Origin of the sequence: Methylobacterium sp. V23 (genome assembly GCF_002917135.1) — a bacterium.
Taxonomy (GTDB): domain Bacteria; phylum Pseudomonadota; class Alphaproteobacteria; order Rhizobiales; family Beijerinckiaceae; genus Methylobacterium.
On the sequence record NZ_PDHT01000059.1, the window covers coordinates 1 to 14396 of the forward strand.

General features: G+C 61.6%; 10 protein-coding genes and 4 pseudogenes. 5 read left to right on the forward strand and 9 right to left on the reverse strand.

Annotation, left to right across the window (positions count from 1 at the left end):
- Positions 1–144: pseudogene (locus tag CRT23_RS26070) on the forward strand (IS5/IS1182 family transposase); the annotation flags it as partial.
- A gap of 265 nt (positions 145–409) precedes the next feature.
- On the opposite strand, the gene CRT23_RS26075 reads toward CRT23_RS26070, so the two are convergent.
- The 4 genes from CRT23_RS26075 to CRT23_RS26090 all read right to left on the reverse strand — a co-directional run bounded on the left by CRT23_RS26075 (position 410) and on the right by CRT23_RS26090 (position 7236).
- Positions 410–1753: a HAMP domain-containing sensor histidine kinase gene (locus CRT23_RS26075; RefSeq protein WP_103712437.1), complete on the reverse strand. Its 1344-nt coding sequence runs from the start codon at positions 1751–1753 to the stop codon at positions 410–412.
- Positions 1740–2420, reverse strand: a complete 681-nt coding sequence (locus tag CRT23_RS26080) for a response regulator transcription factor (protein ID WP_103712438.1) — start codon at positions 2418–2420, stop codon at positions 1740–1742. Before CRT23_RS26080 ends, CRT23_RS26075 begins: the two co-directional genes overlap by 14 nt.
- A gap of 173 nt (positions 2421–2593) precedes the next feature.
- Positions 2594–3967 (reverse strand): efflux RND transporter periplasmic adaptor subunit, encoded by a 1374-nt coding sequence (locus tag CRT23_RS26085; protein ID WP_103712439.1) that lies wholly within the window; start codon positions 3965–3967, stop codon positions 2594–2596.
- Positions 3964–7236 (reverse strand): efflux RND transporter permease subunit, encoded by a 3273-nt coding sequence (locus tag CRT23_RS26090; protein ID WP_103712440.1) that lies wholly within the window; start codon positions 7234–7236, stop codon positions 3964–3966. Before CRT23_RS26090 ends, CRT23_RS26085 begins: the two co-directional genes overlap by 4 nt.
- Positions 7237–8645: 1409 nt before the next feature.
- On the opposite strand from CRT23_RS26090, the pseudogene CRT23_RS26105 reads away from it, so the two are divergent.
- Positions 8646–8933, forward strand: a pseudogene (locus CRT23_RS26105) (leucine zipper domain-containing protein); the annotation flags it as partial.
- A 77-nt stretch (positions 8934–9010) separates the two neighbouring features.
- Positions 9011–9763 (forward strand): IS6 family transposase, encoded by a 753-nt coding sequence (locus CRT23_RS26110; protein ID WP_103712443.1) that lies wholly within the window; start codon positions 9011–9013, stop codon positions 9761–9763.
- On the opposite strand, the gene CRT23_RS26115 is transcribed toward CRT23_RS26110, so the two are convergent.
- Together CRT23_RS26115 and CRT23_RS26120 are read right to left on the reverse strand one after the other, a co-directional pair.
- Positions 9742–10230 carry an RNA polymerase sigma factor gene (locus tag CRT23_RS26115; protein WP_245436604.1) on the reverse strand — a complete coding sequence of 163 codons (489 nt, stop codon included), beginning with the start codon at positions 10228–10230 and terminating at the stop codon, positions 9742–9744. The two genes, CRT23_RS26110 and CRT23_RS26115, sit on opposite strands and share 22 nt — an antisense overlap.
- A gap of 34 nt (positions 10231–10264) precedes the next feature.
- On the reverse strand, positions 10265–10645 hold the full coding sequence (locus CRT23_RS26120) for a hypothetical protein (protein ID WP_103712449.1): 381 nt from the start codon (positions 10643–10645) through the stop codon (positions 10265–10267).
- Positions 10646–10834: 189 nt separating this feature from the next.
- Between CRT23_RS26120 and CRT23_RS26125 the strand changes: the two genes are divergently transcribed.
- Both CRT23_RS26125 and CRT23_RS26130 read left to right on the forward strand, forming a co-directional pair.
- Complete coding sequence (locus CRT23_RS26125) at positions 10835–11239, forward strand: DUF305 domain-containing protein (protein WP_103712444.1); 405 nt, start codon at positions 10835–10837, stop codon at positions 11237–11239.
- A 55-nt stretch (positions 11240–11294) separates the two neighbouring features.
- A complete protein-coding gene (locus tag CRT23_RS26130) occupies positions 11295–12734 on the forward strand; it encodes a YncE family protein (RefSeq protein WP_103712445.1) in 1440 nt (479 codons plus the stop codon).
- A 38-nt stretch (positions 12735–12772) separates the two neighbouring features.
- Here the strand turns inward: CRT23_RS26130 and CRT23_RS26135 are convergent, their stop codons facing one another.
- The 3 genes and pseudogenes from CRT23_RS26135 to CRT23_RS29395 all read right to left on the reverse strand — a co-directional run.
- Positions 12773–13090 (reverse strand): sulfite:cytochrome C oxidoreductase subunit B, encoded by a 318-nt coding sequence (locus CRT23_RS26135; RefSeq protein ID WP_103712446.1) that lies wholly within the window; start codon positions 13088–13090, stop codon positions 12773–12775.
- Positions 13087–14088: pseudogene (locus CRT23_RS26140) on the reverse strand (molybdopterin-dependent oxidoreductase); the annotation flags it as partial. The pseudogene CRT23_RS26140 and the gene CRT23_RS26135, both read right to left, overlap by 4 nt.
- A gap of 198 nt (positions 14089–14286) precedes the next feature.
- Positions 14287–14376, reverse strand: a pseudogene (locus CRT23_RS29395) (LysR family transcriptional regulator); the annotation flags it as partial.
- Between the last annotated feature and the right edge of the window lie 20 nt (positions 14377–14396).

Below are 14396 nucleotides of genomic sequence, written 5' to 3' on the forward strand. Positions count from 1 at the left end.
TGGGTGGTCGAACGCTTCTTTGGCTGGATCAGTCGCAACCGCCGCCTTTGGAAAGACCCGGAGGCGACCCTCGCCTCGGCCCAAGCCTTCCTCTACGCCGCTGCCGTCATGATCCTCGTTCGACGGCTGGGACGCGCCTCATGACTTATCGGACGGACTCTAAGAAATCGATCTGACGGATGCCGCGCGGACGGTGATGGCAGCTCCGATGCCGGTACCGACTCCTTGTGGCCGCTCGTCATTTCGGACGAGGCGGGATATCCTCAACGCCATCTTATACTTGCTGCGCGGAAGCATTGCCTAGCGGTCGGGGTAAAAATTCGTACTCCTGCCAAGCGATAGATCCGTTGGAGAGGGGGGCTCCACGCGCGCATTACAAAAACCTATTACCTGGCGCACGCCGCGTGTTTCAGGCGGGGCCTGACCACTGCAACGTAGCGCGACAGCCTGATATTCCAGATGCCAGTTCAAACGTCACGTTGTGAAGACGGGCGATGGAATCCACGAGGCTAAGACCGATCCCGAACCCAGCCTTGCCCCTCGTCAGGTTCCCCCGGCGGTACCGATCGCGGACAGCACTGATCTCGTCGTCCGGGATGCCACATCCGTTATCCTCCACCGCGAAACCTGGTGGATCATAAAACACTACCACCTTGATCCTGCCGTTACGCGGCGTGAATTTCACTGCATTGTCGAGCAAGTTGCTCGCCGCTTCGAAGACAAGGCTCCGATCGCCCTCGACGAGGCAGGGGGCGTTCGCACATTTCCATTCGATAGTAATCCTCTTCTCGACGGCCAGAGGTCCATAGTATTCCACCGCATCGTCGAGAATTCGACAGAGATCAATGTCGGTGAAACCCGAGCGCCGCAAGCGATCCTCCATCTCAGAAATACGGAGGAGCGCGGAAAACCGTGCGACGATCTCCTTCACATCTCCGAGACTATCCTCATTGACGGCACGGAAACCTTCGACCGTATCAACACTGCGGAGGGATCGTTCCAGGCTTGCCATGACCCGGGTCAGCGGCGTGCGAAGGTCGTGGGCTATGTTCTCGTTGACGCCCTTGATCTCCAGCATCAGCCTCTCAAGTTGATCGAGCATGTCATTCACGACACGGGTCAAATGCGCGAGGTCCGCTGAGACGCCGCGCGTCGGCAACCGTTCGCTCAAGTCTCCGCGCATGATCCGCTCGACAGCAGACGTGATCGCTGCGTTCTGTCGGAGCGATCCTGCTCCGAAGATGACAGAACCAACGAGACCGATCGCGATTGTGCCGAAGATACCCCAGGCGAAAGTCTCCACCAGCGCCTTCTGCAGAGCCTGAAGCTCCCTGGCCGAGCGACTGACAAGGAGGAAATCACCGCTTGGAAGGCGACTAATCTCGCTGAAGAAGACGAGACGGTTTCCATCCTTCTCCTGTGTTAGTGGGAAGGGGCGGTCGAGCGGTGCTGTCTTGGGGAAGTCGATTTTGGCACCTGCGCGCCTTGACCCGTCTGGGGCGAACAGGACCAACGGGCGGCCGCCCTCCGCAAAGTCCTCCGAGACCTCTATCCGTTCGATTAGCGAACGGGATGGAAGACTGCGCAGATGCTTTGTTTCCCACCTAACCCACTCGTATGCTGCGGTACGGCCATAGCTGCGGGTGTCGATGTAGAGGAACCCGTACAAGGCGAGTGAGGCGCCGCCAAAGGTTGCGAAGAACAGGCAGGCGACGCGGAACCCACTCGTCCGCCGGAGGTCACGCAGCCGCACGAAGGATAAAGCCGGTGTTACGCACGGTATGGATGCAGGGGTTGAGGCCGTCTGGGTCGAGCTTCTTGCGGATCTTGCCGATATGCACGTCGATGACGCTCGATTCATGGTTGAAACTGTAGCCCCAGACGGATTCGAAGATCATCTTTCTACTGACGAGCGTTCCGGCATTGGACATAAGGAACTCGATGATCGCGAATTCCTTCGGCAGCAGCTCAATCGGCTTGTCGGCGCGATAGAGCACCCGATTGATTAGGTCGAGACACAAGTCTCCCACCCGAAGCTCGTTGACTGCCTCGGCAGCAATCTTGCGCCTGGCGAGTGCGTCGACACGGGCAGTCAGCTCGATGAACTCGAAGGGCTTTGCGAGGTAGTCGTCCCCCCCGGCCCGAAGGCCATCGACCCGTTCGTTGACGGCCGAGAGCGCACTGAGGATAAGGACCGGTGTAGAGATTTTGGCACCCCGCAGCTTCGTCAACAGCGACAATCCGTCGATCTCCGGCAGCATGCGATCAAGCACGATGACATCGAAGTTGCCTCCAAGCGCCTTGCTCAGACCGCTGGTTCCGTTAAATGCCCCATCAACGCGAAATCCATGGTCGAGCAACGCCGATTTGATCTCGGCGGCCACCCGGGCGTCGTCTTCGATAACCAGCACGTTTGGCATACGACCCTCTTTCGTCCTCCAGACAGCTGTCTGCTTCGTCGGCTCTACATAGGGCGCCGCACCGACGTCCGCGCTCCCTCGCTCTGTGGTAGAATACGGGATTACTTCACGAACCCGTGTCGGCGGTTCAACCTCCCCGATCCGTTTCTTCGTCAATCGCATCGTCATCGTCGTCACTCGGCCTTCGCTTCGAGCTTCGATGGCTGCGTGGGCGTCGCAGGTTGTGACGTGACGCTTGCCCCGTCCTGGAGGTCAGCAGGCGGGCTCAAAACAATTGGCTCGCTCCCGTCCAGCCCTTCGTGGAGGTCCAGCATCGCGCCGCGGTCGCGTGCGATCCGGACCGAGGTTAGCTTGACTGTGCCGTCGGAGTGCACGACCGCGACCTGGGTGCCGGCCGCCCCGAAGATCAGTGCCTCCGACGGAATGCTGATGCGTGAGTGGTCCCGCGGCACCGAGAGGCTGACGGAAACGTAGAGGCCAGGGCGGAGAAGGCCGGCGGGGTTGGGGACGTCGATTTGCGTATCAAGGGTGCGTGCCGACGAATTCAGCGCGATCGAGCTTCGGGACACCGAACCGTCGAAGGTCCGTCCCGGCATCTGCGGAACAGCAACGCTGGCCTGTACGCCATCATGAATCCCGATCGCGGCGTATTGCGGCACTTGGACCGAGACGCGCAGCACGGCGTCGCTCTCGATAGCGAATAGGGCCGTACCGGTGCTGGTGTCGGCGTGGACGAGGTCGCCGACATCGACGTGCCGGGCGGTGATGATGCCGTCGAAGGGGGCACGCACGTTCTCAAAAGCGATGAGCGCCGCGAGCCGGTCTACGGTCGCCTCCTGCGCTTCGACGTTGGCCTGCGCCACCTGTACCCGAGCTTTGGCCGCAGCCAGGGATGCACCGGCGGTCAGGACCTTAGCCTTCGTCTGGTCCGCGATCTGCTTGGACGCCCATCCCTGCCCCGCAAGGGTGGAGGTTCGGTTATCCGTGGCGTCGGCTAACGTCACGTCGGCTTTCGCGAGGTCGACGTTGGCTTCAGACTCCATGACCTGCGCCCGTATTTGACCAAGCTGCGCCTTGGCCTGGGCAAGCTGCTGGTCGAGGTCAGGTGCGGTTATGCGAACGAGGAGGTCGCCCTTCCGGACACGTGAGCCGATATCGACCTTGCGCTCGGCAACGTAACCGGTTGCGCGCGCGAAGATCTCGGCCTTGTCGAAGGCCTGGGTCTCGCCCGGTAACGTTAGGCGGATGGGATTGTCGTCCTCCTGTGGCAGAATGGTACGGACCTCGGGCACGAAGTTGATCGTCTCCATCCTAAATTCCTCAGCGGCCGCGTGCTCCTGCCAGTGGTGCCAGCCGCCGAGGCCGATCAGTCCGCCGAGGACCGCAGCCGCGATCACGATCGGTATCCTCCGTGGCGGCACTGCGGCGTTCGTGCCGGCCACATGGATTGGGTCAATGGCGACTGCTTGGGCATGAGCCCGCGCGTGAGCCTCCTCGGCCGCATGTGCCTCCAAATCGGGGTGCGGACCGTGGTCGGTCGTAGTCATGCATAATCCTCAAGGAGCTTGACGGGGCCGCGGCGCAGCAGCGTGTAGAGGAAGGGGACAAAGATCAGGGTGGACAGGGTGCCCATGGCGATGCCGCCGAGCACGGCGCGGGCGAGGGCCGCGTTCTGCTCGGAGCCTTCGCCGGCGCCGATCGCCATTGGGATGAGACCGAGGAACATCGCCGAGGCCGTCATCAGCACCGGCCGAAGTCGGGTTTGGCCGGCCATCAGTGCGGCCTCAACCGCTGAGCAGCCGGTAGCTTCCCGGTGTTCCTTGGCAAAGGTGACGAGTAAGATCGAGTTCGCGCTTGCTACGCCCACCGACATGATCGCACCGAACAGCGCCGGAATAGAGAAGGTCGTGCTCGTAATGAATAGGCTCATCACGATGCCGCAGAAGGCCAGGGGCAGTGCAGCGATCACGACGAAGGGATCGAGCCAAGTCTGGTAGTTCAGGACGAGGAGCAAGTAGACAGCAACCAACGCAATCGCCAACCCGATTTCCAGGCGCCCGAACGCGCTCTTCATGCTCGCGATCTGCCCGCGGATGCGGATCTTGTCGGGCGCCTCTAGACTAGCCTGCGCCTTGCTCACGATCCGGTCGATAGAGTCCGACACTGTGCCAAGATCGGCATCCTGTACGCTCGCTAGCACGTCGTAGGTCGGCTGGGTGTTGACGTGACTCACCACCGTCTGTTCCGGGCGCCGCTCCAGGGTGGCGACGCTTGACAGCAGGATCGGCGCTGCTGGATCGCCTTGCGTGGATCGCTGCGCGGCGATTGGCGTGTTCATGAGCTTGGTCATTCCGTCGTTGAGATATTCCGGCGTCTGGACCCAGAGTTGGTAGGGGGTCCCAGTCTTCGGATCGGCCCAGAAATTCGGGCTGACCTGGAAGGAGCCCGAGAGCGATACGTTGAGGTTCTGGGCGATCGTCTGCTCGCTCAATCCCATCTCGGAGGCGAGCCGGCGATCGACGTTGACGTAGAACTGAGGTGCGTCGACGATCTGGTGGAGATGGACGTCAACGGCGCCGTGCACCCGGGCGATGTCGCGCACGAGGGCCTGCGCAACGGCGAGGTCCGTCGTGGCGTGGCGGCCCGAAACCTGTACGTCGACCTGACCGGTTGTGCCGAAATTTAAGATCTGCGTGATAATATCCGAGGGCTGGAAGTAAAACGTCACGTCAGGGAACGCAATGCGTAAGGCTTGACGCAAACGGCGCTCATAGACCGAGGCTGGCTTGTGGTCCCCCTTCAGGTTGATTAGCATCTGACCATCATTGTAAGCGACAAAAGACGCATCCATGAACGCAAAGTTGTAGTTCGATGCCGGAAGGCCGATATTGTCGAGGATCAGACCAAGTTCTGTCCTAGGCACTGTCTTGCGGATTACGTCCTCCACAGCTGCGAAGATCTTTTCAGCGGTCTCGATCCGCATGCCGGGACGCGTACGGATATGGAGCGTCATCTGGCTCGACTCGATGCGGGGGAAGTAGTCCTGGCCAACGAAGGGGAAGAGAACCGCCGCTGTCGCGACGATCAGCGCCATCACTGCGAGCGAGCGGACGCGATGGACGAGAACTGCCCGCAGCAGGCCAAGATACCCTGCATGGAAGCGGCTGAAACCACGCTCGAAGGCGGCTCGGAACGCTCCGGCCCAGCGCGAAACCGGACGCAGGACGATCATGGCCAAAGCGACGAACAGCCCAATCGCTCGGCCTAGGACGGAGCGACGTTTCGCGAGCGGCATCGCGGAGCCTGCACCGCGGGCGCCGGCATGATGCATTGCGTATTCCGGTGCGACGAAGACGTCGATCAGGATCGCGACCAGCGTCCGCGACAGCACATAGGAGGTCAGCATTGCGAACACGACCGCTTCGGCCTGGGGCACGAAGAGGTATTTCGGCGCGCCGGTGAGAAAGAAGACCGCGGAGAAGGCCGAGCAAATCGCGAGGGTGGAGATAAGCGCGGGCTTGGCGATGCCGGCAACGCCTTCAAGGACGGACTGTCGGAACGGGAAGCCCTCCTCGAACATGCGGTAGGTGTTCTCGATCGCCACGGTCGCGTCGTCGACGAGGATGCCGACGGCGAGCGCCAGTCCGCCGAGCGTCATGACGTTGATGGTCTGGCCAAGGGCCACAAGGATCGCCAGCGACGTTAGGATGCAGAGCGGAATTGAGATCAGTACGACGAGGGTCGAGCGCCACGAGCCGAGGAATAGGAGGATCGTCAGACCCGTCAGTCCTGCCGCGATGACAGCTTCGCGCACCACGTCCTTGATCGCATCCGAGACGAAGACGGACTGGTCGAACAACGGTGTGATCGTCATGCCGGGCGGCGCTGAGGCGCGTATATCGGACAGCGCGCCCTTGACGCGATCGACCACGTCGAGGGTCGAAGCCGAACCGTTCTTCAAGACCTGAAGAAGGACCGAATGCTGGCCGTCAGCCCGAACGATGTTGATCTGCGGCGGCGCGCCGTCGCGGACATGCGCTACGTCGCGCAGCAGCACCGGCTGGCCTCCGACGACCTTGACGGGAATGCGGTTGAGTTGATCGACGAGTTCCGGGCTGGCGTTAAGGCGCACGGCGTATTGCTGCTCGCCAATTTTGGCGAGGCCCGAAGGCACAGCGAGATTTTGTTTAAGAACTGCCTCGGTCACGTCTAGAGGCGTCATACCCACTGCCCGCAGGGCTGCGAGGTCGAGGTCGACCATCACTTGGCGCGGTGCGCCGCCATAGGGGGAAGGCAGCGTCGAGCCCGGAACCTCGGCGAGACGCTGGCGGGTGCGATACTGGGCGTAGTCGAAGACTTTAGTCAGCGTCTCCTTGGTCGAGGACAGGGCCAGCTGGATCACCGGCACAGAGGAGGCCGAGAAGCGCATGATGACGGGGGGCTGCACACCGGGCGGCATGCGTGAGCGCACAGAGTTCATTGCGGAGTCAACCTGCGTGATTGCGAGGTCGATGCTGACGCTCGGATCAAAGTAAATCCGCTCCGTCACGGTGCCTTGGATCGAGGTTGAATCGATGCGCTTAATGTTGTTGACGTTCGAGGATAGCGAAAACTCGCTGTAGTTTGTGATACGTTGGACAATATCGGTCGTTCCAAGGCCGCTATATGTCCAAACCACCACCACAACTGGAATATCGACTGCCGGGAGCACGTCTTTTGGTGCTACGACGATAGCCCCGACACCCGTGAGCAGCATCAGTAAGGCTAAGACGAAGAAGCTATTGCGGAACTTCAAAGCAAAACGGACGAGACCCATCGGAATCACTGAAACCTTCGGCCGCGATCGCCTGGGAGCGCTCACGGCTTGCAGAATGGACGTCGTCAATCAGGGAGGCGACGTATGCGAAAGCCGTTGGCGGCAATCCGCTTTGGCTGATGCGAGATACCCTCCACCTGCACGTAACTCGAATGAATTCGACACCAGAAACAAAAACAAATTTTCATTTCCGGGCATAGACGAAGTCTAAGCTATTGTATTCAAAATAATTATCATCAAGATTGTGGTGAAGATTTGCCAAGAGAGCCCATTCCTGTCATGTTTTTTTAAATTTAATTTAAATATTATGATTATGGTTAGATATATAACGCTTATTTGTTTGAACTTATTCGGTGGGACTGCATTTTAGATGGAGTTCGTTGGAACATGTTTAGACGTGACACCGATCTAAAGAAGTCTGTTTCAGCACAGCTTTCACCACAGGAGCTTCAGATAATGACATTCAGACGGACGATGATCGCTACAGTTGGGATAGTTGGAGCGATCGCCTGCTCGGCGGGGGCATCACAGGCGCACCCGCTGGCACACAATCTCCATGCTACGCAGGACCGCGGCGACCTCACTACAGGAGCCATCAGCCCAGTCTCGTCGATCCATGATTTTGGTGAGATCGGTCCGCGAGACGACGATGGCGCTAATGCGCGGAACCCAGCCTTGCCGGCCTATGAGCGCGGCATGGGGCAGGAGACGGGCGGACCGGCTCGCATGTTGATCCCAGATTGACCAAGGCTTTTCCAGATCGCGAATGCCTCTCGCTCCGATCGCCTTCGCACTTCGATCAGAGCGCCGGTCGGTGCGGGGGGGGGGGCTGAGTTCGGCCTCAGTTCTACCCCCTGGAGTCTAGAGGCTTTGGTGCTGAAGGTACCGGACTATGCATTCGAAGCGTGCGATTGCCGTAGCTGTGCTTGCTTTTCTCGCCGAGCAGATAGCGCCTTCCCTCGCCGAAAATCGTATCCCCGCCGGCGGCGCCTTCATGAACAGCTATACATCTGACCCATACTACGACCCCAAGTCCTTGTATTCCCAGACGCATTCGCTCGGGGATGTCGGCGGCCAGACAATGCTTGCCGAGCCTCCTGGATTTCCGAAGCCCTGCTCGCTATTCGACAAATTGTGTGCGGATCGATTCGAGCGAAGACGAGTTCATGCATACGGTGCTGATTATGGTCGGTAATCTAATTCATCGATGCAAATATGCTTAGAAAGTAGATATGCTATGGATATACGAGATAATTTAATAACGTTATTTCAGATCTAACAGATACCGAATACAGGTCTACGGCCTGCCCCCATCCGGTGGCCTAGGTGTGAGCTTTCAGGAGGTTGTCCATCCGGTGTGAACCGGGGCGGTTGGAGTTGCGAGGCTTCAACGATCCCGGAGCGAGCGGATGAACATCCATCAGAATGCGCGTTTGACGCCGTCGGGTCGAGGGCGACTGGTGCGGCTGGCCCAGAACGGGCTCAGCTCGAAAGCGGTGGCCGAGACGATGGGGGTGTGTCCCAAGACGGTGGGCAAGTGGGTGGCCCGCTTCGACACCGGAGGCGTCGCCGGACTGCAGGACCGCTCCTCGCGGCCTCACCGCCTGCACCGTCCGACCCCGGCCCGGACGCAAGACGCCATCCTGGCCTTGCGTCGGCAGCGTCTGACCGGCCAGCAGATCGCCCGGGGCGTGTCGCAAACGCGATCGGACCTGCGTTTAACCCCGCGTTGACCATACGGTCTGCATGGCGCCTTCTGAACCGGAGGCCACCCATGATCCTGTCCGCCATCGCTGCGAAGCTCAAGCAGCGCGCCCAGCGCGACTTCAGGGGCCGGCACTACGAAGCGGCGCTCATCATCCAGGCCGTCGCCTGGTACTTGCGTTACCCGCTGAGCTATCGTGACATTGAGGAGCTGTTCCTAGAACGCGGGGTCGAGGTGGATCACTCCACGCTGAACCGCTGGGTCCTGGCCTACGCACCGCTGATCGAGAAGCGGCTGCGCCAATTTCGCAAGCCGCACTGCGGGTCGATCCGGATCGATGAGACTTACATCAAGGTGCGTGGTGAGTGGCGCTACCTCTACCGAGCCGTCGACAAGCACGGCAATCCCGTCGACTTCCTGCTGACCGCCCACCGGGATCTCGACGCGGCCAAGCGCTTCTTCCGCAAGATACTTTCGGCTGAGCCTCTCTTTGCTCCGGACCGTGTTGGTACCGATGGCGCCGGCACCTACCCGCCGGCCATTGCTGAAAGCCGCAAGGAGGGTCTACTGCCCCGCATGCCGCTCCACTACGTCACGAAGCACCTACAGCAGGGTATCGAGAGCGATCATTTCAGGGTCAAAAAGAACATGCCGCGGATCGGCGGCTTCCAGTCCTTCCACACGGCTCGGCGCACGATCCAAGGCTTCGAAGCCATGCTCTGGCTGCGCAAGGGCTTCGGCTTCGCCGGCGCGTGGACGGTCCGCGAACAGAACCAGCTACTCGGGGTCTGCTTCGGACTTCAGGCGGTTAACAAAACCTGAAAACGCGCGAGATCCAGCCTCGGATGCGGCCCGCGGCACGGCTTGCGACAAGCCCCCTCAAGGATGCTGGCTGCTTCAGCGTAGGAAAGATCCTCGACCGCAACGAGGAGCAGCACGGACCGCTGATCCTCGGGTAGGGTGTCGAGCCCAGTCAGGATATCCTGAGCACCGAGTTCGGCTTCCGGACCAGGCGCAGGGTCCGCAACTTGCGCCAGCGCATCTGGCTCAAGCCCTGTAGGCCATCTCCGCCGACGCAGGCCGGCGAGGAACAGGTTGCGCTCGATCGCAAACAGCCAGGCCCGGAGGTCACCATCGCGGTGGCGCTGCGGCCAGTTCTTGATCGCGCGCTCCAGAGTGTCCTGCACGAGGTCATCGGCTGTCTCGCGCTCGCGCAGGAGAGCGTAGGCATAGCGCCTGAGTGCCGGGATCTGCGGCTCGATCAGCGCGGCGAGATCGTCCAAGAGCACCCCTCTGGTTGCGATAGCGGCTCGGGCCGTCGGTTTACGGCGTAGCGATGTGCCAAGCGCCGTTCAGGAAGCCGTCGCCCGTGATGTCACCGGGCTTTGTATCCTTCGTCCAGGTGTAGAGCGGCTTTCCCTTGTAGGCCCATTGCGTGCTGCCGTCGTCACGGGTGACCGTGGTCCAATCGCCAGACGCCGCACCTCCTGCGGCACTCAGCGGGGGCCAGTTACCGGCGCAGGGGCCATTGCAGGCGGACTTGCCGCCGATGTCCTTATCGAAGGTGTAGAGGGTCATGCCCTTGGCATCGACCAAAGCGGGCCCTTTGGCCGTCTGTGCCGTGGATGCGGGTGCTGCCGGAGCAGCCATGAGGGGAGCCGCGGACAACAGGGTCACAGCGGCCGCGGCTAGGACATGAGACATGCGCATGGGGATCGTCCTCGGCGGCCCGATATGGCCGCGGTGGAAGAGATGCAGGCCGCCCCGCATTTATTCCAGCCTGCTGCCGAATGATCCGATGAGACGGGCGTGAACGACACGGCTCGCGCGGCCGGGAATAAAACGGGTACCGCCGACATCTCTCCCTGCAATCGGTACCAAACAGGAGAGACCATGCGCGGAGCACCCACAGCCCTCGTCATTGTGGCTTTGATGACCACCGGCCTCGCGGGCGGCGGAATGATGATGCGTGCTGGCCATGCCGAGAGCGTGCCTGCGCCCGCCGGGTTTGATGCCTTGATGGCCCGGTCGATGGAGCGAATGCATGCCGAGATGATGATCCCACCGTCGGGTGATCCAGACCGCGACTTCGCGGCCATGATGATCCCGCATCATCAGGGCGCCATCGACATGGCGAAGGCTCAACTCGCCTACGGCCGAGACCCTGTCCTGGGTCGCTTGGCGCAAGGCATCATCGTCGAGCAGGGCCAAGAGATCGAGGTCATGCGCCGCACCCTCGCCGAGCGGCCGGCCGCGAGCGGCATCGCATCCCCCGCCTCAGGCGCGCATCAGCACTGAGCTGCAGCGACGTCTTTTGACCCTAAAACGCTATTCACAGCCGAGAGTACACGCAATGAGACAGACCCTGCTGCCCGTATTCCTGTTCGCCCTGCTCAGCGGAACCGCGCTGGCCGGCCAAGCCCCCGGGCCAGCCGCGTCGTCCGACATTCCCGTGAGCGCCCACGATCGGTTCTACAGCTCGGACCAGTTCTCCAACACGGTCTCGGTCGTGAACCCGGCCGACAACACGCTGATGGGTGTGATCCGCCTCGGCGACACCACGCCGGCGAACCTGAGCCCGCTCTACAAGGGGCAGCTCCTCGTCCACGGCATGGGCTTCTCGCCCGACGCCAAGACCCTGCTAGCCGTCTCGATTGGCTCGAACTCAGTCAGCTTCATCGACACGGCAACGAACGCGGTCAGCAAGGTCGCCTATGTCGGCCGCTCGCCGCACGAGGCCTTCTTCACACGGGATGGCAAGGAAGTCTGGGTCAGCATTCGTGGGGAGGATTACATCGCGGTCCTGGACGCGGCGACCGCCAAGGAGACCGCGCGGATCACGGTGCCGAACGGGCCCGGCATGACGATCTTCTCGCCAGATGGGCGCTATGCCTACGTTTGCTCCAGCTTTAGCCCCGAGACGGTCGTGATCGACGTGGCCTCCCGCGCGATCGCCGGTCGGGTCAAGCAGGAGAGCCCATTCTGCCCCGACATTGCGGCGACGCCCGACGGCGCTCAGGTCTGGCTGACCCTGAAGGATGTCGGCCGCACGCAGGTGTTCGATGCCAAGCCGCCGTTTGCGGCGATCAAGACCCTCGAGACCGGACCGCTTACCAACCACGTCAACTTCGCGCGCACGAAAGCCGGTCAGTTCGCCTACGTGACGATTGGCGGGCTCAACCAGGTCAAGGTGTTCCGCACCGACGACTTCTCGCCCGTGGCCATGATCCCGACTGGTGCGCTGCCGCATGGTCTCTGGCCCTCGGGCGACGGCTCGCGCATGTATGTCGGTCTGGAGAACGCTGATCAGGCTGCCGTGATCGACACGGCCTCGAACACGGTGATTGCCACTGTCCCAATTGGACAGGGACCTCAAGGCGTCGCCTACGTGCCGAACGCGGTGCCCGAGGGGGATGGCAAGCAGAACCTCCAGCCGCTCGGCGCAGCCGGGAAGACGAGCGCGCTCTCCCTCAATGGCAGTGATGGTAAGCCTGCGACCCAGGTGACCTTGTTCGACCAGGGTGTGCTGCAGACCCTGCAGGCGGCCGTGACGGGCCTGCCTCCGAAAAAGCCGTTCGTGCTGGCCCTGTCGACTGATCCGAAAGGCGCTGGTTCTGTCGAACCGCTGGCGGCCTTCATGACCAATCCAGCGGGCGCGGCTGTCGTCAATGCGATCGGCCCGATCCGGCAGGTCACGCAGGGGGCAGGAGAGGCAGCGCGGCGCTACCTCGTGATCGTCGAGGGCAAGCCGGGCGAGACCGGATCGCCGGTTCAGGTGCAGACGATCCCGTGATGGGATGCGGACGGTCTTTCAGGCCGTCCGCAAGGTTCTCAGTAGGCCTCTGCGAGGTAAGCGGCAATCGCTTTGCCGTCGGCCTCGTCGATGGGCGCGTGATAGACCTTGATCATCTTGGTCACCTCGCTTTCCCAGAACCCCTTGCCTTTGCCCGGCGGCTGCATGGCGATGTAATCGACCGAGTGGCAGGCCATGCAGTTGGCCTGCGCTGCCTCCTGCCCGGCTTCATGGCCTTTGGCTGTCCGCAGCTGCGCTGTCGGCTCAGGCAGCTCGTAGGTGCGCTGCTCTGCCAAGGCTGCGCCGGTCATCAGGCTGAGGCTTGCGAGGATGGCTGTTAGACGTTGCTTCATCATGCCGCCTGCACGCGGGTGGTCTCGACCACGTTGCGCATGTAGCCTGGTGGGTTCCAGCGCGGCTCCATCGGTTGGCTCACGCCATCGTTGCCCAGCGCCCGCACCCGAATGGCGTGAGCTCCTGCAGTCAAGTTGACCTGCAGCGCCCAGGGTCGGAACGAGTAGCGTCCACGGTCCTGACCGAGCTGCGCCCCAGTCCAAGTCTTGCCATCGTCCAGCGACACCGCGACCTCCTTGATCCCCGAACCCCCATCGAAGGCAATTCCGCGGAGATCCGTCTTCCCTACGGGGGCCTTGGCTCCATCCAGCATATTCGTGAGAAAGGAGCGGATCGAGTAGCGTCCGATCGGCACCGTCGTCTTTGGCGCTTGGCCGGGTTCGGTGCAGGCGCAGGCATTGTCGGGGATGCGGTAAGCCTTCTGCATCCAGAAGCCGTCGAAGGGCTTATCTAGCACGGTCATCGCGTTGAGGTGCTTGACCCAATAGGTGCCGTAGAAACCCGGTACGACGAGCCGCAGCGGGTAGCCGTTGAGCCAGGGCAGGTCTTCGCCGTTCATGGCCCAGGCCAGCATGACCTCACCATCTCGGGCATGGTCGATGTCGAGAGCCTTGGCAAAGTCCGGCGTCTCCGGGATGACAGGTCCGTCGAGGCCCTCAAAGGAAACCTGGACGGCGCCCGCCTTTACACCAGCTTGGTCGAGCACGGCTCTGAGTGGCACGCCGGTCCACCTGGCATTGCCCATGGCCCCGTTGGCGAGCTGGCCGCCTGCGACGCGTGGCTCTACGAAGCCGCGTGAATTGCCTGAGCACTGGTTCACCGCCACCAGCTCCACCTGCGGCATGGCTTTGATATCGTTAAGCGAGAGCGAAACGGACCTATCGACGTGGCCCTTCACCTCGAGGCGGAACGCGTCGGGGTCGATGGACGTCGGGATGTCGGCGAGGTGGTAGCGGACGAAGAAGGCGTCGTTCGGAGTGAGCAAGCTCTCGTCGAAGACTGTAGAGGGCGGTGCAAATCCAGGCCATTAAACCGCCCTCAACACACCGGCCTGAGGCGCGGTCTCTCAGCTGCTACATCAGCGTAAATATCTGCTCCGAAAATCGTTTTAAAGATGGGCTCTGCGGGCTTGGTGAAGCTCAAGTGGCCTGGATTTACTCCGCCCCGTGGCCTGATTTTCCTCCGCCCTACAGATTGCTGATTGCGTCAGGTTCAGCGATCCGGCTGCCCGGGGCATGTGCTCGTATTCGGGGACCGTCACGAAAATGCGCAGTTGTTCGAGCGTCATCCCAAGTCTGCGCGGACAAA

What these genes read in the sequence shown, in the direction of transcription:
- CRT23_RS26125 (WP_103712444.1), top strand. Translation starts at nt 10,835, where the DNA reads ATGCGCGGAGCACCCACAGCCCTCGTCATTGTGGCTTTGATGACCACC.
- CRT23_RS26085 (WP_103712439.1), bottom strand. Translation starts at nt 3,967, where the DNA reads ATGACTACGACCGACCACGGTCCGCACCCCGATTTGGAGGCACATGCG.
- CRT23_RS26135 (WP_103712446.1), bottom strand. Translation starts at nt 13,090, where the DNA reads ATGATGAAGCAACGTCTAACAGCCATCCTCGCAAGCCTCAGCCTGATG.
- CRT23_RS26130 (WP_103712445.1), top strand. Translation starts at nt 11,295, where the DNA reads ATGAGACAGACCCTGCTGCCCGTATTCCTGTTCGCCCTGCTCAGCGGA.
- CRT23_RS26110 (WP_103712443.1), top strand. Translation starts at nt 9,011, where the DNA reads ATGATCCTGTCCGCCATCGCTGCGAAGCTCAAGCAGCGCGCCCAGCGC.
- CRT23_RS26080 (WP_103712438.1), bottom strand. Translation starts at nt 2,420, where the DNA reads ATGCCAAACGTGCTGGTTATCGAAGACGACGCCCGGGTGGCCGCCGAG.
- CRT23_RS26090 (WP_103712440.1), bottom strand. Translation starts at nt 7,236, where the DNA reads ATGGGTCTCGTCCGTTTTGCTTTGAAGTTCCGCAATAGCTTCTTCGTC.
- CRT23_RS26120 (WP_103712449.1), bottom strand. Translation starts at nt 10,645, where the DNA reads ATGTCTCATGTCCTAGCCGCGGCCGCTGTGACCCTGTTGTCCGCGGCT.